The sequence below is a fragment of the Paraburkholderia sp. Ac-20340 genome (assembly GCF_017104965.1).
Lineage (GTDB): Bacteria > Pseudomonadota > Gammaproteobacteria > Burkholderiales > Burkholderiaceae > Paraburkholderia.
The window spans coordinates 63,472-82,960 of sequence record NZ_JAAGPR010000032.1 but is presented as its reverse complement, the minus strand read 5'-3'; the positions used below and the strand labels follow the sequence as shown (position 1 = coordinate 82,960).

General features: G+C 62.2%; 17 protein-coding genes and 1 pseudogene. 8 read left to right on the top strand and 10 right to left on the bottom strand.

Annotation, left to right across the window (positions count from 1 at the left end; translation table 11 throughout):
* Nucleotides 1-417: 417 nt before the first annotated feature.
* Both G3N59_RS29750 and G3N59_RS29745 read left to right on the top strand, forming a co-directional pair.
* The gene (locus G3N59_RS29750; RefSeq protein WP_205986407.1) at nt 418-2,121 is read left to right on the top strand and encodes a methyl-accepting chemotaxis protein; all 1,704 of its coding nucleotides are present in this window, start codon (nt 418-420) and stop codon (nt 2,119-2,121) included.
* 190 nt (nt 2,122-2,311) lie between these two features.
* Entirely contained in the window at nt 2,312-2,545 is a 234-nt protein-coding gene (locus tag G3N59_RS29745) for a hypothetical protein (RefSeq protein WP_205986406.1), read from the top strand.
* A gap of 115 nt (nt 2,546-2,660) precedes the next feature.
* Here G3N59_RS29745 and G3N59_RS29740 read toward each other — a convergent pair whose 3' ends face one another.
* Nucleotides 2,661-3,164 carry a hypothetical protein gene (locus G3N59_RS29740; protein ID WP_205986405.1) on the bottom strand — a complete coding sequence of 168 codons (504 nt, stop codon included), beginning with the start codon at nt 3,162-3,164 and terminating at the stop codon, nt 2,661-2,663.
* 352 nt (nt 3,165-3,516) lie between these two features.
* Here G3N59_RS29740 and G3N59_RS29735 point away from each other — a divergent pair, with 352 nt between their 5' ends.
* Both G3N59_RS29735 and G3N59_RS29730 read left to right on the top strand, forming a co-directional pair.
* Nucleotides 3,517-3,828: a hypothetical protein gene (locus tag G3N59_RS29735; protein ID WP_205986404.1), complete on the top strand. Its 312-nt coding sequence runs from the start codon at nt 3,517-3,519 to the stop codon at nt 3,826-3,828.
* 437 nt (nt 3,829-4,265) lie between these two features.
* On the top strand, nt 4,266-4,472 hold the full coding sequence (locus G3N59_RS29730) for a DUF1059 domain-containing protein (RefSeq protein ID WP_205986403.1): 207 nt from the start codon (nt 4,266-4,268) through the stop codon (nt 4,470-4,472).
* A gap of 100 nt (nt 4,473-4,572) precedes the next feature.
* Here G3N59_RS29730 and G3N59_RS29725 read toward each other — a convergent pair whose 3' ends face one another.
* Nucleotides 4,573-5,445 carry a LysR family transcriptional regulator gene (locus G3N59_RS29725; protein ID WP_205986402.1) on the bottom strand — a complete coding sequence of 291 codons (873 nt, stop codon included), beginning with the start codon at nt 5,443-5,445 and terminating at the stop codon, nt 4,573-4,575.
* A gap of 165 nt (nt 5,446-5,610) precedes the next feature.
* Between G3N59_RS29725 and G3N59_RS29720 the strand changes: the two genes are divergently transcribed.
* Nucleotides 5,611-6,642, top strand: coding sequence for an NAD(P)H-quinone oxidoreductase (locus G3N59_RS29720; protein WP_205986401.1), 1,032 nt, complete (start codon nt 5,611-5,613; stop codon nt 6,640-6,642).
* 55 nt (nt 6,643-6,697) lie between these two features.
* Here the strand turns inward: G3N59_RS29720 and hchA are convergent, their stop codons facing one another.
* Together hchA and G3N59_RS29710 are read right to left on the bottom strand one after the other, a co-directional pair.
* Nucleotides 6,698-7,579 (bottom strand): glyoxalase III HchA, encoded by an 882-nt coding sequence (gene hchA, locus G3N59_RS29715; RefSeq protein ID WP_205986400.1) that lies wholly within the window; start codon nt 7,577-7,579, stop codon nt 6,698-6,700.
* Nucleotides 7,580-7,779: 200 nt separating this feature from the next.
* Nucleotides 7,780-8,811, bottom strand: a complete 1,032-nt coding sequence (locus G3N59_RS29710; RefSeq protein ID WP_205986399.1) for an NADP-dependent oxidoreductase — start codon at nt 8,809-8,811, stop codon at nt 7,780-7,782.
* A 252-nt stretch (nt 8,812-9,063) separates the two neighbouring features.
* On the opposite strand from G3N59_RS29710, the gene G3N59_RS29705 reads away from it, so the two are divergent.
* The 3 genes from G3N59_RS29705 to G3N59_RS29695 all read left to right on the top strand — a co-directional run bounded on the left by G3N59_RS29705 (nt 9,064) and on the right by G3N59_RS29695 (nt 14,591).
* The gene (locus tag G3N59_RS29705) at nt 9,064-10,749 is read left to right on the top strand and encodes a fatty acid--CoA ligase (RefSeq protein ID WP_205986398.1); all 1,686 of its coding nucleotides are present in this window, start codon (nt 9,064-9,066) and stop codon (nt 10,747-10,749) included.
* Between the two features lie 72 nt (nt 10,750-10,821).
* Nucleotides 10,822-11,805 carry a LysR family transcriptional regulator gene (locus G3N59_RS29700; RefSeq protein ID WP_205986432.1) on the top strand — a complete coding sequence of 328 codons (984 nt, stop codon included), beginning with the start codon at nt 10,822-10,824 and terminating at the stop codon, nt 11,803-11,805.
* A complete protein-coding gene (locus tag G3N59_RS29695; RefSeq protein ID WP_205986397.1) occupies nt 11,802-14,591 on the top strand; it encodes a LuxR C-terminal-related transcriptional regulator in 2,790 nt (929 codons plus the stop codon). Before G3N59_RS29700 ends, G3N59_RS29695 begins: the two co-directional genes overlap by 4 nt.
* A 404-nt stretch (nt 14,592-14,995) precedes the next feature.
* Here G3N59_RS29695 and G3N59_RS37155 read toward each other — a convergent pair.
* From G3N59_RS37155 to G3N59_RS29670, 6 genes and pseudogenes are all read right to left on the bottom strand, one after another.
* A pseudogene (locus G3N59_RS37155) lies at nt 14,996-15,203 on the bottom strand (integrase); the annotation flags it as partial.
* A gap of 48 nt (nt 15,204-15,251) precedes the next feature.
* Nucleotides 15,252-16,196, bottom strand: coding sequence for a dicarboxylate transporter/tellurite-resistance protein TehA (locus G3N59_RS29690; protein ID WP_205986396.1), 945 nt, complete (start codon nt 16,194-16,196; stop codon nt 15,252-15,254).
* 155 nt (nt 16,197-16,351) lie between these two features.
* The gene (locus tag G3N59_RS29685) at nt 16,352-16,789 is read right to left on the bottom strand and encodes a carboxymuconolactone decarboxylase family protein (protein ID WP_205986395.1); all 438 of its coding nucleotides are present in this window, start codon (nt 16,787-16,789) and stop codon (nt 16,352-16,354) included.
* 217 nt (nt 16,790-17,006) lie between these two features.
* Entirely contained in the window at nt 17,007-17,453 is a 447-nt protein-coding gene (locus G3N59_RS29680; RefSeq protein ID WP_205986394.1) for a VOC family protein, read from the bottom strand.
* A 66-nt stretch (nt 17,454-17,519) separates the two neighbouring features.
* On the bottom strand, nt 17,520-18,191 hold the full coding sequence (locus G3N59_RS29675; RefSeq protein WP_205986393.1) for a glutathione S-transferase N-terminal domain-containing protein: 672 nt from the start codon (nt 18,189-18,191) through the stop codon (nt 17,520-17,522).
* An 85-nt stretch (nt 18,192-18,276) separates the two neighbouring features.
* Nucleotides 18,277-19,269 carry a glutathione S-transferase family protein gene (locus tag G3N59_RS29670; protein ID WP_205986392.1) on the bottom strand — a complete coding sequence of 331 codons (993 nt, stop codon included), beginning with the start codon at nt 19,267-19,269 and terminating at the stop codon, nt 18,277-18,279.
* Nucleotides 19,270-19,489 lie beyond the last annotated feature (220 nt).

The window sequence follows — 19,489 nt, the reverse complement described above, 5'->3', positions numbered from 1 at the left end:
CTTTCCGCATTGTGTCGGCCTGTCGGAGCGCACTAGCGCGCGCACGCGAACCTGGCTACAAGGGGGCGAACCTCGACTCGTTTAAAGCGAACTCACTTGCGATCTTTAAATCTCTGCGATTTTGGCACGGGCTTTGAACGTCCCTCTTGCGCAATGAAATACAGCGCGCTTTGCATGGTTCGACGCAAGCTTCGCAGCAAAAATACGGTCGATCGTTTTCAAGCGTAAATCCACAGTACCTACGGCAATATAGTTTCAATATATACGAACGTTCGTAATTTCGTTTCTCTATAAATAATGGCATGTAATAAACAAAATAACGAAAGCCCTTCAATAGGCCTTCAGAATGCCGCGGCAATGTCGTAACTAGATAGGTGAAACCCTTATCCCAGCGATGCGTTTTTGCCCGGAATTCATATGAAGAATACAAGATTATCGACCCGCCTGATTGCAGGTTTTTCCCTGCTGACTGTGCTGCTGATTGTGGTGGCTGGAATTGCTTTTTACGGTCTATCGCAACTGAATAGCCGGCTCGATGATATTGCGCGAGTCAATAATGCCGAGGCCCGACTTGCCAACGTTTTGAAATCATCGATTCAGGATCGCGCCATCGCGGTTCGCAATCTCGCGCTTCTGGATAATCATGATGAACTGTTAGCCGAAGTCGACCGTATCAAGGAACAGGATAAGGTGTATGCCGATGCGGCCAAAGCGTTGCGCGACATGTTCGCGCAGGAGCCTGGCACGACAGATGGCGAGCGCAGGCTGCTAGCCGAGGTCGATCAGCAGGAGCTGGTGGCGGTTCCTCCGATGAAGAAAGCGATTGAACAGGCGGTCGCAGGCGATATCGCCACGACGACCCGGACGATCATGCACGAGGCCCGTCCGCCGCAGCGCGTCTGGCTCGCAAAAGCCGTCGCGCTCGCCGATCGCGAGGACGAGGAAAACGCCGATGCCCAGAAAGAGGCGGTAGCCACTTACGCCAGCATCCGCATGCTGGTCGGCTCGCTGGTAGCGCTCGCTATTGGCGTTGCCATCGTCACCGCCGTGCTCATTACACGTAGCGTGCTGCGTCAACTGGGCGGCGAGCCGAACGACGCGCAACGGATTGCCGGCGAAATCGCCGCAGGCAATCTGCAGGTGTCCATTGCGCTCGCGCATGACGACGAGCGCAGCCTGATGGCGTCCCTCGAAGCGATGCGTGCGCGTCTGACTACCATCGTCTCTGGCATCAAACATTCGGCCGAATCGATTTCGGTGGCGGCGGGCGAGATCGCGCAGGGCAATCTCGATCTATCGCAGCGCACGGAGGAGCAGGCGGCATCGCTCGAAGAGACCGCGGCCAGCATGGAAGAACTGACGTCGACGGTCAAGGCGAATACCGATAACGCGCGTCAGGGCAGCACGGTCGCCACGACCGCGTCGCAAACAGCGGCGGCCGGCGGGGAAGTCGTACAGCGCGTCGTCAGCACGATGGCGGACATCTCGTCGAGTTCGTCGAAGGTCGCGGAAATCATTTCGGTGATCGAAGGCATCGCGTTCCAGACCAACATCCTCGCGCTGAATGCGGCGGTCGAAGCGGCGCGCGCGGGCGAACAGGGCCGGGGTTTCGCGGTCGTCGCCGGCGAAGTGCGCACGCTTGCGCAGCGCAGTGCCACAGCGGCCAAAGAGATCAAGGACTTGATCGAAACGTCGGTTGCGCATGTTCATGACGGTTCGGCGCTCGTGCAGCAGGCCGGACAGACGATGAGCGAAGTTGTGCGCTCGGTGCAGCGCGTGACGGACATCATGGGGGAGATTGCGTCCGCATCGGTCGAACAGAACACCGGCATCGAACAGGTCAACGTGGCGGTGACGCAGATGGACGAGGTCACGCAGCAGAACGCCGCGCTCGTCGAGCAGGCGAGTGCGGCCGCGCAGGCCATGGCCGATCAGGCCGAAACGCTGCGCGCGGCGGTGTCGGTTTTCAAAGTGGGCGAGGCAGGGCATCCGGAGGGCGTGGCGAATGGTTCTGGTTTCGCGGCAGGTGCGTCTGCTCGTGGTCGGCGAGACGTCGTTGCTGCACGCAAAGCGACGAGTGCCGCAGCGCCAAACGGCCCACATGACTGGCAAAGCTTCTAATGCCGTAGAGCAGGCACACTGTTCCGTGTGCTTTTCGGCTTACGAGTAGCAGGCTTCACGCAAGAGCACCTGGACCCGCTCGCCACCTCCGGCGAGCGTCGCAAGCGGGGCACACCCCGTCTCGAAAAATCTGCGTGCTTTTTCCTCGTGCTAGCATGCCGGACCTGCAACGTGTGATGGGGAAGGTGGCATGGCTACCGAGATCGTAGGCATCTTCCGGGTCACGACACTCGTCAGGCGAAAGCCAGATGGTAGCTGGTACGGTCGATACGCGGTCGCCCGCTGCGATGATCCGCATGGCGTGCCGATCTTTGAAGGCATGTGTCCCAACGCGCCAGATTTCAGCCTGGCGCGCGATGCCACGATGGCAGTGGGCAAGGAGAAGGCGGCTGGATTGCATCCGGATTCGCGCGCCGCGTGCTAGACCCTTGCCGCCGTATTCAAATTGCGGCGGCTATCGACCAAGACATTCCCGGCAGGCGCACAAAAAATTCTGCGATTCCAGCAACGCCCCCATTTTCCATCGCGGGGAATGTGAGCTATTGGATTTTCGCGTCCTCCCGCTTCGCTTTCTCCATTGCCTCGGGCTCCAGCTCTTCCGCGGACCGGTTGAGGTGAACGAACACCCCCCAGGCCGCAAGAAGCATGGCCGTGGAAGCAATCAGCCCCGCCGCAAACCATAGCTGCGATGGGTCCTGGTGCAGCGCCTTGAACGTTGCGACGAGACCTTCAATGGCAAGCGCCACGACCACCACCACCAGAAACCGGGACATGAAGCGTCGCACTCGCGTCGGTCCGCTCACGTCGGCTTCGCGAATCACCTCCTCTTCTACAATGGTCTCGGCGATCTGAATCGCGACAACAGCACCGGCCAGTAGCCCCAGCGCCTCAATAATGGACTGCGCGCTCGCCTCGTTCCACTGACCTGTGAACGCCGTCCATCCGGTGCGTGCGGCAATCGCAATCAACATGAGCGCTGCACAGGTGAAGAGAGCCGCCATTAGCCCATGGACGATCGTAAAGCAACGCCAAAGGACCTTCATTTTGTGGCTCCTTTGAGTACCGGACGGTTTCAGTGCGTTCTTGCATGCCGCTAACCGGAACAGGATCGAGCGGCGTGATGCCAAGGTGTCGGATGACCGCGTACCGATCACCCTGCCGATCATTCATCGACGACGAGTTTGCCTCGTGAGCAGAAAGCGTGCCGATACGGATAGCCCGGTGAGTGCAGGGGGGGGGAATTTCAACTTCGTCTTCTCGGCCCTCTGCGAACTGCCTGACGATAATTGTTGGCTGTCACGTTTTAGCTTTGTTGCCCGGAAGATTACATTCGCTTACTCTTGTCTTACGGTGCCACGTATGAGTGCCGGTTAGCTGGAACCTGAGAGCCCAAAAATGACAGAAAAGGCTGTTGCGCACGCCGGCGGCGAGTGCACGCGATCCTATAGCCTGGCGCGAGGTCAGGTGCTGGTTGAGATTCGTTACGGGGAGGGCGTGACCAGGCTGAGCGACCTGGACGATTTACGATCCGAGGGGGAAATTGAAGTCGTCGTTCTTTCCCCGGTCAGGAGTGCGGCGGAACAGCTTTGTGCGTCGTTCGGAAAACTCAAACATGGCGACGCGCTGATTGTGTACGTTGCTGACGATAAGTTATACAAGGCCGCTGTCGATGCGCTCAATACGCATGCACGCGAGTCGGAAAACTGACGGGCGGCTGATTGTCCACGGGTGCAGGGATCTAAGACGGCGACGGCATTTTTGCAGCGTTATTCAGTCTCCAGAGACGATGGCCCGATGCTGCAAGTGGAAGGCGAGTGGAGTAACGCAAGCGTTGTGATTCGTCATGTTTGCACGTAAGCGGGTTGTCTCACTTTGGCGCGATCGTAGCCAGGCCGTATCTGGTCGTGACCCGTGCTCAATCTTTGTCGTTGATATAGTCAAGAACGAAGTTAGATTAGATTATAAAAGTTAGAAAACCTAATTTAAATAATATGATAAATCCGTATCTATGCCGGATCTATAACCCTGTGCACACTGACGCTACATTGGCAATTTTAGCAATCAGTGCGTGCGGGTTCTATAATCTTTACGCATATGGATGATTGCTGCGGACACATTTTCTACCGCCAGCGAGGAGTATCGTCATGACGCGAAAGTACATTGATTGCAGGGAGTTTCCGAGCGAGATGAACTGCTCGGTCGCCATCTCGGCAGATACAGAGACGGAACTCATGGAAGCCGCAGTGCAGCACGCGGTGAGCGTGCATCATCACACAGATTCTCCCGAGTTACGTGCGCAGCTCAGCGGCCTCTTTCGCGAAGATTCGCCACCAGCCAGTCCATCGAAGTAGCGCGTAAGGCTCTGTCCAGGATCGGGTACGGTGCCCTAAGCGGTGCGCTGTTGCGCCTTTTCCGATCATGCTTCTCATGGCTTTCGCGAGCACTCTGCGCTCACCTATCGATCCGGAATCGCTCGCCAATCTCGTCGATAGTCGCGCGAATGCGTGCCGTACGGCGTAAATCCTCATGCGTGACGAGCCACACTTCATACGGCGTTTCGCGCCTGCATGACGGCCAGATGCGGATAAGGCCGTCGCTCGCGCCCATGCTTGCGGGTATCTCGCCGATGCCGATACCCGCCTTGATGGCCGCGCGCACGCTGAGGTTCGAATCGAAGCGGGCGACGATGCGTCCGCCGTGCAGCGGTTCTCCCGCCAGCGCAGGCACGCGGGCCGCGTCGATGTAAGGCTGATACACCACGAGCTCGTGGCCCGCGAAGGCTTGTCCTTGTTCAGGCTCGCCGTATCGATCCAGATAGGCTTGCGAGGCAAACAAGCCCATTTCCCAACTGACAAGCTGCCGGGCAACAAGCCCGGGATTGCGCGGGCGCACCGTTCTGACCGCGATATCCGCTTCCCGTTTGGCGAGGTTAAGCAGTTTCGTCGACGTGCTCAGATGCACGCACACGTCCGGATGCTTCGCGTTCAGGCGCTCGATCGCGGGAATCACAAATTCGAGCGCAAGCGCATCGGTCGTCGTGACCTTGACGTCGCCCGCGAGCCGCTTGTCGAGACCTTGCGTCTGCCGTGTCAGATCGTGGGCCGCGCGTTCCATATTTTCTGCGTGCTTCACGGCGATCTGACCGGCCTGCGTGAGCGCATAACCCTTCGAAGTCCGTAAGAATAGCGTCGCGGCCAAGCTGTGTTCGAGCGTTGCGAGCCGCCGACCCACCGTTGCCTGATCGAGATTGAGTGCACGCGCAGCGGCACGCAAGGTGCCTTCGCGGCGGATCGCAAGAAAGATGCGGGCGTCGTCCCAGTTCATGAATACTCCAATCGATGCTGATGCAAATCTGCATCACTGCGTCTGTAAATTGCTGCGTGGCGCGCGAGACCCCGAAAACTATACTCGTTTGCAGATCCGGGGCGTGCAGTTCAACGAAACCTTCCGGTTTCCACGCTCGTCGATCGAGCTTACGAGGATGAATCGATGTCAAATGCAGCACAGAAGATTCCGCCGGACATGTCGGCGGTCGAGATTACGCAGCCGGGCGGGCCGGATGTGTTGGCGCCCACGGTGCGCGCCGTGCCGAATCCGGGCCCCGGCGAGGTCCTGATTCGCATCCACGCGGCGGGCGTCAATGGCCCGGACGTGTTCCAGCGCAAGGGGCTCTACGATCCGCCGCCGGGCGCATCCGATCTGCCGGGCCTTGAAATAGCGGGTGAAGTGGTTGCGCTCGGCACGGGCGTCTCGCGTTTCATGATGGGCGACCGCGTCTGCGCGCTGATTCCAGGCGGCGGTTATGCCGAGTACGCGACAGCGCACGAATCGAACACGCTTTTCATTCCGCAGGGTTTGAGTCTTGTGGAAGCCGCCGCGATGCCAGAGACCTTCATGACAGTCTGGCTCAACATGTTCCAGCGGGGCAAACTCGCGAAAGGCGAAACCGTGCTGATTCACGGCGGCGCGTCTGGTATCGGCACCACGGCCACGATGTTCGCAAAGGCCCTGGGTGCGGGCCGCATCATCACGACGGTCGGCTCGGATGAGCAGCGCGCGGCGAGCCTTGCATTGGGCGCCGATCTCGCAATTGACTATCGCCACGAAGACTTCGTTGCCCAGACGCTCGCCTTTACCGAAGGCAAAGGCGCCGACGTGATCGTCGATATCATCGCGGGCGATTACGTGGCGCGCAATTTCGCGGCGGCGGCGGTGAACGGACGCATCGTGCAGATCGGCGTCATCAAGGGGCCGGCCACGCAGGTCGATCTGTTTCCGATGCTTACGAAGCGGCTCACGCATATCGGCTCGACGCTGCGTTCGCGCACGCATGAGGAGAAAGCGGCGATCATCCACGAACTCGAAACGCACATCTGGCCGCATATTCGCAGCGGCAGCGTGAAGCCGATGATCTATCGCCAGTTCGCGCTGGAGCACGCACGCGATGCGCACACGTTAATGGATTCGGGCACGCACATCGGCAAGATCGTGTTGACTACGCGCGCGGCAGCACCGCAGTAAGCGCAAAACGAGCGCGCCCGCCAGACCAGCGGGCGCGCATCGCGTGATGCCGCTTTTACAGACCTACTTCCTTCAACAGCGCAGCCGCGGCCAGCTTGCCGAGGTTGTGCGAGGCCAGCGGACTATCGCCGGTAATGAGTTTGCGGTCGGTATGGCAGCGGCCATCGATGCCGCGATTCAGTACCTTTACGCCGAGCTTTTCGAGGCGCTCACCCACGAGCCACGGCAGCAGTCCAGGCATATAACCGATCTCCTGATTCGCACCCGTATCGAGCGAATCGGGAAACACGCAGATCTCGTAGCCTTTGAACGGATAATCCACCGGATCTTCGTCCACAGCGGCGGCGAGCAGACACGCGGGACCGTGGCAAAGCGTGACGATGTACTTGTCGTGGTCCATCGCCCATTTGAGTAGCTGCTTGACCTCTGTGCTGTACGGAATGCCCGCGAGCACGCCGTGGCCGCCCGGCACGAACACGGCGATATAAGGCGAGTTCGTGCCAAGGCTCTTTTCCAGTACGTCCGCGAGTTTGAGCGGTTGCTTGAGCTTCGGCAAATACTTGCGATACGTGCTCAGGACGGCTTCGTCTTCGTTCGGCATGGCCCAAAGTTCGAGCTTGGCGGGATTGCCCGAAAGCGTGGCGATATCGACTTCGAAACCGGCCTGATCCATGTGATGGATCGGTAGCAGCATTTCGACCGGGTGATTGCCCGTCGAGAAAAACTTGCCGTTGGTTGTGAGGAGGTAGCGCTCGTCGGTCGCGATCATCAGCACCTTCCATTTGCCCTCTTTATAAGGGTTCGGATAGGTCGTGCCATCGAAATCGGTTTTCGACGCGGTGTACTGCGTGAGCGAATACGGGGAGGGAAAGAATGCGTTGTGTTCGGCGTGATCGGGCGAAGGCGCGCGATCGGACGCTTGTTGGGCGGCGGTCATGAGATCTCCTTGAGCGCAATGTCGAAGGCGTGGGGAATGCAGGGAAAATTCGAAATCGGCGACGTGGCGGCTTGCGCCCAGCGCGAGCATCAAGGCCAGAACCGAAGCGCGGCGCGATCCACAGAGAACATGGTAGGAAATAGCGGGCCGCGCACAAAGCCCCCCGAACGGGGGGCCAAAACATCGGAGAAATAGGCCGCTTAATCGTAAGCGACGCGCACGACCACCTTGCCGAAATTGCGCCCGGCGAGCAGCCCGAGAAATGCTTCAGGCGCATGCTCGAGCCCATCGACGATATCTTCCTGGAGCTTGACCTTGCCCTGCGCAATCCACGCGTTCATGTCGCGCAGGAATTCGTCGAAGCCGCTCGCGTAGTGGTCGCCGATGATAAATCCCTGCATACGGATGCGCTTGAACAGCAGCATCTGCAGGAAACCAGGCAGCATATCCGGCGTCGGCGGCGCGCTATCGGCGCTGTATTGCGAGATCAGACCGCACAGCGGAATGCGCGCGCCCACATTGAGCAGAGGTTGCACCGCGTCCAACACCGCGCCGCCCACGTTTTCGAAGTAGACATCGATGCCTGCAGGGCAGGCGAGTGACAGTTGCTCTGCAAAATCACGCGCACGGCGATCGAGGCACACATCGAAACCCAGTTGTTCCGTGACGTAGCGGCATTTGCCGCCGTCGCCTGCAATGCCTACCACGCGCGCGCCCTTGAGCTTCGCGATCTGCCCGACGACCGCGCCAACCGCGCCGCTCGCGGAGGCCACCACGACGGTTTCGCCCGGTTGCGGTTCGCCGATTTTCAGCAGGCCCCAGTATGCCGTGAAGCCGGTCATGCCGAGGACGCTCAGCGCATGCGAAGGCCTGGCGACAGCGTCGAGCGCCGTGAGCGATCCCCCGTGCGCCAGCGCGTAGTCCTGCCAGCCCGAGTGAGCGAGCACGAGATCGCCGGGCTTGAACTGCGCATGTTTCGAATCGATTACGCGGCTCACGGTCGCGCCCACCATCGGATCGCCCAGCGCAATGGGCGGTGCGTAGGATCCGATATGGTTCATGCGCGTACGCATGTAGGGATCGAGCGATAGCCAGAGCGTGCGCAATAGCACTTCGCCGTCGCCTGGTGTGGGCACGGCGCTTTCGTGGAGACGGAAATTGTCGTGCGTGGGCGCGCCCAGCGGACGCGAATGCAGCACGACGCGCCGATTGATGGTCGACGATTGCGACATCGGAACATCCTCATAAAGGTTGCGACGCGAGGCGCGGGAACAACGTGCAACCCGCTGGCGTCGAGGCAGGCGGATTGTAGGGCGGCGAGTTGCGCCGAATACCTCGCGGCAAGGAAATCATCGTTGCAGGCGGCGTGCGAATGCGCGTGAACACACGCTGGCGCGATACCCCCCGATCAGGGGGCTGAACTCGCGAGCCCGCTTCGCTAGCCTGTTGCATCCGATTCGCGAACGTCTATCGAAGAGATTGGCATGACTAAAGAAAAAGTAGAGAGCACGACGGACCACGATGACGCGGCGTATGCCTATCCGCTTCTCATCAAGCAATTGCTGCATACGACGCTCGCGACCTGCCCCGAGCAGCAGATCGTCTATGGCGACGATGTGCGCTACACCTATTGGGATTTCAGGCACCGGCTCGGGCAACTGGCAAGTGCGCTGGCGAGTGCGGGTGCGAACGCTGGCGACACCGTGGCGGTGATGGATTGGGACAGCCATCGCTACCTCGAATGCTATTTCGCCGTGCCGATGATGGGCGCGGTGCTGATGACCGTGAATGTGCGGCTCTCGCCCGATCAGGTGCTCTATACGCTCAATCATTCGGCGGCGAAGGTGTTGATCGTGCATAGGGACTTCCTGCCGATGCTGGTCAGCCTGCGCCCCCGGCTCACGACAGTGCGTACGTTCGTTCTGATTGGCGATAACGTCGAAGACGCAATCCATCCCGCTGATTTTCACGGCGAATACGAAGCGCTGATGAGCGCGAGTAGTCCCGACTACGCGTTCCCCGACTTCGACGAAAACACGCGCGCGACCACGTTTTACACCACGGGCACGACCGGGCTGCCCAAGGGCGTGTCGTTCAGCCATCGCCAGCTCGTGCTGCACACGCTCGCGGGTATGGCTGCGCTCGGCAGTGCGCGCGAGCAGGGCCGCGTGCATCGGGAAGACGTCTATATGCCGATCACGCCGATGTTTCATGTGCACGCCTGGGGCATGCCTTTTATCGCCACGGCGATGGGGCTCAAACAGGTGTATCCGGGACGCTACACGCCGGAGAACCTGCTGCGCCTGATCGGGCGCGAGGCCGTCACGTTCTCGCATTGCGTGCCGACGCTGCTCGACATGCTGCTCGCCTGTCCGGCGGCCGCGGGGCTCGATCTTTCGCGCTGGAAGGTGATCGTGGGCGGCTCACCGCTTTCGGAGGGGCTGACACGGGCCGCGCGCGCGCGTGGTATCGACGTGTACACGGGCTATGGCATGTCGGAGACGTGTCCGCTGCTCACGCTCGCCCAGGCGCGCGGCGAAGCGGGGCAGCGGGGCGATGTCGGTGTGCGCACGCGCGCGGGCATGCCCTTGCCGCTGGTGGACCTGCGCATTGTCGACGGGCATATGCGCGACGTGCCTCGCGACGGTAAATCGGCGGGTGAGGTGGTCGTGCGCGCGCCCTGGGCCACGCAGGGCTATCTGGGCGACGCGCAGGCGAGCGCCGCGCTCTGGGCGGGCGGCTATCTGCATACGAACGACATCGGCGTGATCGATGCCGATGGCTATCTGCAGATCACCGACCGCATCAAGGACGTGATCAAGACGGGCGGCGAATGGGTGTCGTCGCTGGAACTGGAGAATCTGCTTTCGACTCATCCGGGCGTGCGCGAGGCGGCAGTGGTCGGCGTGCAGGACGCGCGCTGGGGCGAGCGGCCGCTGGCGCTGGTCGTGCTCGCCGAGGGCCACGAAAGCGTCACGCCCGCGCAGTTGCAGGCGCACCTCAAGCGTGTGGCCGAGCGCGGCCTGATCTCGCGCTATGCGGTCCCGGAGCGGCTCCTGATCGTGGGAAGTCTGGAGCGCACCAGCGTCGGCAAGATCAACAAGCGCGCGTTGCGCGAACGCTATCAGGACGCCGCGACAAAGCGCGTTCCCCCCCGGGTGGGGGGCTGATCGGTTGCCGCGCGGCGCCGATAATGCCTGATTAGATGGCGGCGCGCCGCCTTGCACAACCCGCAGATGACGATGGACATGCTCGAAAACATGCGTACTTTCGTGCGCGTCGTGGAGGCCGGCAGTTTCACGGCGGCCGCGAAGCGTATGGATACTTCGACGGGCATGGTGTCCCGCGCGGTTTCCCAGCTCGAAGGCTATCTGGAGACGCGGCTGCTGCAACGCACGACGCGTCACCTCGCGCTCACCGAAAGCGGGCGACGCTATTTCGAGCGCGTGCGGCCGATCCTCGGCGATGTCGACGAGGCCAACGCCGAAGCGCGCAATGCGCTCGTGCGGCCGTATGGGCGGCTGCGGGTCCATGCGATGCCGGGCCTCGGCCAGCGTCACGTGACGGCGTCGGTCGTGGCCTACCGCGAGCTTTACGCCGATGTCGGCGTCGAACTCACGCTCTCGCAGCGCTTGCCCAATCTGGTCGAGGAGGGTTACGACGTCTCCGTGCTGAGCGCCTCGGCCTTGCCGGACTCGGGCTATATCGCGCAGCAGATCGGCGTGAGCCATAGCGTTCTGGTGGCCTCGCCCGCGTGGCTCGCGCGCCATGGCGTGCCGCGCACGCCCGCGGATCTCGCGCGGCACGCCTGCATCGGCCTGGACACGCCCGCTGCGCCCGCGCACGAGTGGCGCCTGCACGGCCCCGACGGTGAATCGGTGCACGCGCTCGGCGAACCCGCGCTGCAGATCAACGAGCCGGAGGCGCTCGCCGTCGCCTTGCGCGCGGGCAGCGGCATTGGATCGCTCGCCATATACTCGGTGATCGACGATCTGCGGGCAGGCACGCTCGTGCGCGTACTGCCGGAATACCGCCTGCAAACGCTCAACGTCTACGCTGTCTACGTGTCGCGCGTCTATGTCGATGCGCGCATCCGCACGTTCGTCGGGCATTTGCGCGCGACACTCGCGCCCGCGTTGTCTACCGAAGAACAGGAGATCGAGCGGCTCGTGCGCGCCACGCCCAGCGTGAGCGTGCTGCCGCCGAGGAGCCAGCCACGCCGATGAACCCACGCCCCGACAGGTCCCGCCGCGATGCGCCCGCGGACGCCGCAGCGCTCATCCGCACCAAGCTTTCGCCCGCACAGGCGCGCGAGCAGATCGCGCGCACCGTGCCGCTCGAGCGCCTGCGCGCGGGCCGCGAGCGCAGGCTCACGGTGGTCTGCGCGCCAGCCGGCTATGGCAAGTCCACCGTGCTGGCCGAATGGCGCGCGGCGCTGCTTGCACAGGGCGCGCAGGCGGCGTGGGTGAGTTTCGACGACGAGGACGACGAACCGTCCACCTTCGCGGCCTACCTGATCGCGGCGGTGGTAGAGGCCAGCGGCGGCGTGGGCGCGCACGCCCAGCAGCAATTGCGCGAGCGCGCCGTGCTGCCGATCCATGTGGCCTTCGCGGAACTGCTCAACGAACTCGCCGCCGTCGATACGCCGCTCTATCTTTTTCTCGACGATGTGGACCGCCTCGAAGCGCCCGCGATTCACGAGGCGCTGTTCAGCCTGCTGCGCCACGCACCCGGGCATCTGCATGTCGTGCTGGGCTGCCGGTCGACGCCCGCGCTGCCGCTTAGCTACTTTGCCTCGCGCGATCAACTCGTCTGGCTCGACGCGGATACCTTGCGCTTCACGCGCAGCGAAGCCGCCGAGTTCGTGCGGCGCGTGGCGGGAAAGGAACTCGCGGGCGCCGATCTCGACGCGCTGGTCGGCGCGACCGAAGGTTGGGTGTCCGGCCTGCAACTGGCCGCGCTCGGCTTGCACGACGACGTGGACGCGTCGCAGGTCGTGCGCCGCATCGCCCAGGCGCGCGGCGGTATCGCCGCTTATATGAACGAAAACGTCATGCACGTCCTGCCGCAGCCCGTGCGCGAATTCCTGCTCGCGAGTGCTGTGCTCGAACGCATGACGCCTGCGTTGTGCAATGCGCTCACGGGCCGCGACGACGCCCACGCCATGCTGGAATGGCTCAGCGCGCGCAATCTCTTCGTGAAGGCGCTCGACGGCGAGGTGCAATGGTTCCGTTATCACGCGCTGTTCTCGCAGTACCTGCGCGACGAGTTGCAGGTGCGCAAGCCCGAGACCGTGCCCGCTTTGCATCGCGCGGCGGCGCGCTGGCTGGGCGCGGCGGGCTTGTGGCCGGAGGCGGTGCGCCACGCGCTGGCGGCGGGCGAAGTGGGACAGGCCGCCGACTGGGTCGAATCCTGCGCGATGGATCTGATCGCGGCGAGCGACGTGCGCACCGTGCTCAACTGGATCGCGCGCCTGCCCGATGCTGCATTCGAAGGCCGCGTGCGCTTGCGCCTCGCGCACGCGTGGGCGCTGGCCCTGTCGTTGCAGATCGTCGCGGCGCGCCGTGCGCTGGAGCGCATCGAAGCGGATATCGGCAGCGGCAAGCTCGCTATCGACGACGTGGCCGCGCTGGAAGTGCTCGCCGTGCGCTCGCTGGTCGCAGGACTCGCCGATGAAAGCGCCGAATCGCTGCGCCTCGGCCGCGAGGTGCTCGAGGCGCGACCGTCTGTGGGCACGTGGGTCGAACAGATCGGCCAGACCACGCTGATTTTTGGTTTGAGCTACGCAGGCGGCCTGGACGAAGTGCTGCGCCTGCGCGCCCGCGACGAAGCTGCCGATGACGCGCTGCTCTATTCGAATGTCTACCGGCGCAGCATGAGCGGGCTCGGTGAATTCGTCGCGGGACGACTGCACGATGCGGCGCGCACATTCGAGAGCGCGCTGCGTATGGCCGAGGAGCGCGCGGGGCGGTTGTGCGCGGCGGCGGCGTTGCCGGCCGGCTATCTGGGTGCGATCTGGTACGAGTGGGGCGACCTCGCGCGCGTGCGCGAATTGCAGCGCGAGCGCCTGCCGATTGCGCTGCAATCGTGCTCGCTCGGGCCGATGCTGCGCTTCGCGCTCACGGCGGCCATGGATCTCGTGCAGGCACACGACTTCGGCGGCGCGCAGGCGTTGTTGCAGGATGTCGAGCGCGTCGCGGCCGGGCGGCGATGGCTGCGATTGCAGGCGGCGTGCGTGAGCGCGCAGGTGCGCGTAAGCCTGATCGACGGCAATCTCACGCAAGCGCATCGTCATGGCGAAGCGTTACGCACGCTCGTGGACGTTCAGGGCAATGCGCCGTCCGCCGCGGGCAGCGGTATCGAAACGTGGTCGTTCGCGCAGTTGGCCCGCGCGCGCCTGCTCGCGAGTGACGGCCATGCCGCCGAAGCCGCTGCGGTGTTCGAGGCGTTGCATCGGGAGCTTGGCGCGCGCGGCATGCCGTGGTTCGCGGCGCAGGCAGCGGTGCCAGGCGCGCTGGCCTGGCACGCCGCCGGCAACGAGGAGGCCGCATGGGTGCTGCTCGCGCAGGCGCTGGCCTATGGGCAGCGTCATGGCCTCGTGCGCACGCTGGTCGACGAAGGCGACGGCCTCGTTCCGCTGTTGTCGGCGATTAGCGGGAATCTGAAGCGTTTTCCTGACGTGAGCCCGTGGTATCTCGACGAGATCAACTCGGCATTCACCGGTACTGCCGGGAGCGCGCCTGGTGGCGTGGCGAAAGTGTCTGGGCCGACCGCCCACAGTCTCGCTGCAAGCAGTTTGAGCGCGCGCGAAGTTGAGATTCTCGATTATGTGGCGCGCGGTCTTTCGAACAAGGAAATTGCCCGTGCGTTGCGCGTTGCTCCGGAAACCATTAAGTGGCATCTCAAGAATATTTTTGAAAAGCTCAATGTGCACTCACGTATTCAGGCGGTACGCAGCGGTCTGGCGTTCGATATGCCGATTGTGCGCAAGGGGGGCATCAAAACATATTGATCACTGTACAAGCGTCAGAATCGCGAGCCAAAGGTGCCGTTGCCAACTCGCGAGAAGCGGCTTGCGGACAAGCAAGAACATTGCATCGAGCGTGAAGCGAAATTGCCCGTATTTGGCTTGCGCGATACCACCACGTTTTCGTCCGGCACAGCGCTCACGCGTGTTATTGCCGGCGCGAGTAATGCCCGCATGCTGTCGAACACGAGAGCGTTGCGATTCAGGCCGGCGGCGATTTCAACAATCTCACTGACTCTGCCATCGCAACACTGGCTTCACAGTCGACCAGGCGATGGCATCTTCCGTCGTAAGCGATGACAGCACGCGGCCGCGCTCGACGACGGCCCAGAGGATCAACCGCTCGGCTTCCTTGCGGTAGGTGCGCTGCGTTGCGGGGCACGCACGAGCGCCATCAGCGTGCGTCGGATGCGGCCGAGCATACCGCGCGCCGATTTTCTGTCACCCAGCGCTGAGGGCAGGTTGCGCTCGACCGCGGGCCGCACGGCAGCGCCCGCATACCAGGCGCGCAACACGGCGAGTTCGGCGGCATCGGGAAAGCCGGACGAATCGTGATCGTCTGGACGGAGCGGGCAGCGGGGTGTGACGCGTTTTCATACATCCGAGTTTACTCGATAACTATGTGACTTATGATAATAATACTTATCAAAATAACATCCTTAACTTATGTTTGTCCGTGACCAGTGAGCGCACGCACAGATAGCCAATAAGCAGATTGGCTCCGCCGAAAACCGGGAGCGCAAGTGTTTGGGCCGCTGGCGTGCCTCCGGCGGCAAGCTTGACGCACGTCAGTGTCGCTGACACGACGCCGAAACTGAAGGCCCACCACGCGTGAGTGAACGGATGCGACGTGACCCAAGCGCGCAATCGCAGGCCAACCAGCATCTGAAAGAAGCTATAGCCGAGTAACATCAGGAGCCATGGCGACGGCGTGTCTGGCGCAATGATGAGAAGCGCCGTTGCGCACACAACGGGAGGTGCAAACTGGATGCCCAACAGCGTGCGCTGGGCGGCGGGCAATGGTTCACCGTGCCACAGGCGACGGACGACGAGGGGTTCCAGCGCGAGCCACGAGAACAGGCCGGCACCAAAGAACAGCCATGCCCACGAGGGCTGGCCGAGCGAACCAAGCGCCGCGGCCCCTGCTAAATTGCCGGCTACGGTTGGCAGATAGAGTGTCGGTGCTGCATCGCGTGGTTGGCGACCACCTTGCCATAGCCCGGCGGTGTGCCACACGGAAAACGCGAGATGCCACGCGAGGCCCGTAACTGTCAGCGTCCATGCGAGCGCTCGCGACCACGGTAAAACGGCGAGGCACATGAGGAGCGTCGCGATACCGATCAGCGCCGGTGTGCCGCCGCTGATCGGGTGGTTGAACTCATCGATTGTCCTGGCCGGATCGCGCATCGCCTGAGCAACATAGCCGATCAGCAGACCGAGCCAGACGAGTGCAGCGAGGAGCAGGATGCTTTCGCCGATGATGGAAGGCGTGTGCCAGAGCCGGTGCGCGACGCGCCAGGATTGACCGAGGCCCGAAAGCCCGAGCACGGCGCTGAACAGCGAGGCAGGTAGCGCAGAAGAGCGATTCACGACGTCACCGGGTCGGCAGGAAGAGATAAGGGGGAGCCGCAACCACCGCTCGTGAGGGGGCGGTCGCGCATGTTGCGCCAATTCGGCAACTGCAGTTTCAAGGGAGCCGCTGGCGCTGCGTGAGACTAGATGATGCGCGCCAGGCGCTTCCCGCCTCAGGCCGGCGTCTTGCGGAACGCGATCGCAAAGCGATTCCAGCTGTTAATCGCCGAGACCAGCAACGTCAGATCGACGAGTTCCTCGTCGCTGAAATGCGGCTTGACGGCTTGCCATACAGCGTCGGGCACGTGGTTCTGCGAGATGAGCGTGACGGCTTCGGTCCATTCGAGCGCAGCGCGCTCGCGCGCGGTGAAGAACGGCGTCTCGCGCCACACGACGACGGTGGCCAGACGGCGATCGGTCTCGCCGTTCTTGCGGGCATCGGCGGTATGCGTGTCGACGCAGAACGCACAACCGTTGATCTGCGAGGCGCGCAGGCGAACGAGTTCGGTCAGCGATTTTTCGATCGACGACTTGCCAATGCGCTCTTCGAGCGCCAGCATGGCCTTGATTGCATGCGGATTTGCCTTGTAGAAGTCCAGACGCTGTTCCATTTGTTTGCTCCAGTAATGGTCGATTGAGAAAATCGCGCGAAGCGATAGAAAGAAGGGTAGGCTCGATCAGATGCGATGGAAATGGCCATTTGAAGCCGTTTTCAGGTAACCACTTTCGCCTCGCACGTTTCCTGACGTAGTGCCCTGGCTATGAGGGTCGAGACGCCGGGCGTGCACCGTTGAGCCAACACGGATGGGCGTTTTACGCGAAGTGGCTTCAAGCGGACGCGGTTTGCCCCACAATATTGATCAGATTGCCCTCAGGATCGCGAATCATGGTCGATCGCAGGGAGGGCGATAGTTGCACGTCGGCCCAAACGATTTCTGCGCGATGCTCGATCAGCTCCGCCGTTGTGGCAGCGAGATCGTCGGATTCGAGTACGAGCGCCTTCCAGCCGAGCAGGTCGAGGTGGCCAGGAGGCACCGTGCGGTCGGCGCTTCTCTTGACCGTGCCGGTGCGCGAGACGAGTTCAAGCCGGAAGCCCGCGCCGTCGAGCATTGCATAGTCCGCGCCGACAGCGTCGAAGCGGCCACGTTCGGCGACGTTCAAATCCAGCACCGTTCTGTACCAGTCGATCATCGCATCGAGGTTCTCGACTGCCAGCGCAATATTGTTCAAACGAAGGCCGGGTGTGGCCGGTCGTGAAGACTGAGCGTTATTCATTTCCCGATTCCCTTTTTAGGTGTGGCGAGTCCGCCATTGGCGGACTCGCGGCGCATTACCGCGTCATCAGATGTTCTGGGGGAACAGCGCGCGACGCGTTTCCTCGTCGAAGTCCGCCTTCAGCGTGAGTTTCTCTTTCAGCGCCATGGCCCGTGCCGCAGCCGGACGCGCACCGACTTCCTCGACCACACGCTTGACGTTCGGATAGTCGCTCAGCCCCTTTTCGCCAAGGATGTAGCCGGCGAAGTTTGCCCAGCCCCACAGCGCCATGTCGGCGATCGAATACTCGTCGCCAGCCAGATACTTCGTCTGTGCCAGTCGCGCGTCCAGTATGCGGTAATGGCGCTCGACTTCCTTCAGGTAGCGGTTGCGTGCGTAGGGTAGCGGTTCAGGCGCATGATGCTGGAAGTGCACGGCCTGGCCCGAAAAGGGCGAGAGGCCGGTTGCAACGAACATCAGCCACGACAACATTTCGGCACGCGCGGCTGGCGCGCCAGGAAGGAATCTGGCGTGCTTTTCGGCGAGGTGCAGCAGGATGGCGTGCGAGTCGAATACCGTGACGCCGTCCTCGACGAGGGCGGGCACCTTCGCGTTCGGGTTGACCTTCACGAACGTCGGCAGATGCTGCTCGCCCTTGAAGGTGTCGACGGCGATCAGGTCGTAGGGCACCTCCAGCTCTTCGAGCAGGAGGGCGGCCTTCAGCGGATTCGGCGACGGATGGAAGTAGAACTGGATCATGACGATTCTCTTGTGTGTTTAAAAAACTGCCTGGCAGTGCATAGTATGAAAATGTACGGTGTTCTTACTGTGGCGCGCAACGACGTTACGATCGCGTATTCGCGAGTCCGGATCGTTGGACAGGCATCAGGAAGCCGGTGTCCGGACCACTCGGTACGATCCCGAACGGGTTGATGCTCCGGTGGCTCTCGTAGTAGTGCCGTTTGATATGTTCGAAATTGACCGTCGCGGCGATGCCTGGCCACTGATAGAGTTCGCGCGTGTAAGCGAGCAGATTCGGGTAGTCCGCGATGCGCCGGATGTTGCACTTGAAGTGTCCGTGGTACACGGCATCGAAGCGGATCAGCGTCGTGAACAAGCGGATATCCGCCTCGGTGAGCGAATCGCCGCTCAGAAAGCGCTGGGTGGCGAGGCGATCTTCGAGCCAGTCGAGCGTCTCGAAGAGCGGTATGACGGCTTCCTGATACGCTTGCTGCATGGTCGCGAAGCCGGCCTTGTAGACGCCGTTGTTGATGGTGTCGTACACGCGCGCATTGATGGCGTCGATTTCACCGCGCCGTGCTTCTGGATAGAAGTCGCCCGGCGTCGCGCCGATATGATTGAACGCCGAATTAAACATACGGATGATCTCCGACGATTCGTTGCTGACGATCGTATTCGACTGCCTGTCCCACAGTACGGGCACGGTCACTCGGCCGGTGTAGTCGGTGTCGGCGGCGGTGTAGATCTGGTGCAGGAACCGGGCGTCGTGGATCGGGTCGGGCGTAACATCGGGACCAGACATGAAAGTCCAGCCGTTTTCCAGCATCAACCAATGCACGGTCGATACGTTGATCATCGATTCGAGGCCCTTCAGCGCTCGCAGGATCAACGTTCGGTGCGCCCACGGGCAGGCGAGGCTGACGTAGAGGTGATAACGGCCCGCTTCGGCCTTGAATCCGCCACGCCCGCGCGGACCCGGTGCGCCGTCGGGGGTGATCCAGTTACGAAACGCCGCGTCCTTGCGCACGAAGCGACCACCGGTCGATTTCGTGTCGTACCAGCGATCCGTCCATTGGCCGTTGACCAGAAGTCCCATTATCAAGCTCCGTTGCTAGTGAGTGTCCGACTAAGCGGTAGGTCACATCTTGGCCGTGCAGCGCGCGTTTGCCGTACGATTTTGACGTTGAAGACGTTCGATGGAGTCGAACATGTTGATCGGGCAAGAGCGGACATTGCCCAACCCGATTTGGGAGACCGCCAGGTATTGAGAGGCGGCGGCACGACCCGCCAAGTGGCTGCGGCCCACAATGGGCGCG

Excerpts from the sequence above, each read along its gene's own strand:
- G3N59_RS29675 (WP_205986393.1), bottom strand. The coding sequence starts at position 18,191 with ATGATCCAGTTCTACTTCCATCCGTCGCCGAATCCGCTGAAGGCCGCC.
- G3N59_RS29750 (WP_205986407.1), top strand. The coding sequence starts at position 418 with ATGAAGAATACAAGATTATCGACCCGCCTGATTGCAGGTTTTTCCCTG.
- G3N59_RS29705 (WP_205986398.1), top strand. The coding sequence starts at position 9,064 with ATGACTAAAGAAAAAGTAGAGAGCACGACGGACCACGATGACGCGGCG.
- G3N59_RS29695 (WP_205986397.1), top strand. The coding sequence starts at position 11,802 with ATGAACCCACGCCCCGACAGGTCCCGCCGCGATGCGCCCGCGGACGCC.
- G3N59_RS29725 (WP_205986402.1), bottom strand. The coding sequence starts at position 5,445 with ATGAACTGGGACGACGCCCGCATCTTTCTTGCGATCCGCCGCGAAGGC.
- hchA (WP_205986400.1), bottom strand. The coding sequence starts at position 7,579 with ATGACCGCCGCCCAACAAGCGTCCGATCGCGCGCCTTCGCCCGATCAC.
- G3N59_RS29670 (WP_205986392.1), bottom strand. The coding sequence starts at position 19,269 with ATGGGACTTCTGGTCAACGGCCAATGGACGGATCGCTGGTACGACACG.
- G3N59_RS29730 (WP_205986403.1), top strand. The coding sequence starts at position 4,266 with ATGACGCGAAAGTACATTGATTGCAGGGAGTTTCCGAGCGAGATGAAC.
- G3N59_RS29745 (WP_205986406.1), top strand. The coding sequence starts at position 2,312 with ATGGCTACCGAGATCGTAGGCATCTTCCGGGTCACGACACTCGTCAGG.
- G3N59_RS29710 (WP_205986399.1), bottom strand. The coding sequence starts at position 8,811 with ATGTCGCAATCGTCGACCATCAATCGGCGCGTCGTGCTGCATTCGCGT.
- G3N59_RS29735 (WP_205986404.1), top strand. The coding sequence starts at position 3,517 with ATGACAGAAAAGGCTGTTGCGCACGCCGGCGGCGAGTGCACGCGATCC.
- G3N59_RS29680 (WP_205986394.1), bottom strand. The coding sequence starts at position 17,453 with ATGAATAACGCTCAGTCTTCACGACCGGCCACACCCGGCCTTCGTTTG.
- G3N59_RS29700 (WP_205986432.1), top strand. The coding sequence starts at position 10,822 with ATGGACATGCTCGAAAACATGCGTACTTTCGTGCGCGTCGTGGAGGCC.
- G3N59_RS29685 (WP_205986395.1), bottom strand. The coding sequence starts at position 16,789 with ATGGAACAGCGTCTGGACTTCTACAAGGCAAATCCGCATGCAATCAAG.
- G3N59_RS29740 (WP_205986405.1), bottom strand. The coding sequence starts at position 3,164 with ATGAAGGTCCTTTGGCGTTGCTTTACGATCGTCCATGGGCTAATGGCG.
- G3N59_RS29720 (WP_205986401.1), top strand. The coding sequence starts at position 5,611 with ATGTCAAATGCAGCACAGAAGATTCCGCCGGACATGTCGGCGGTCGAG.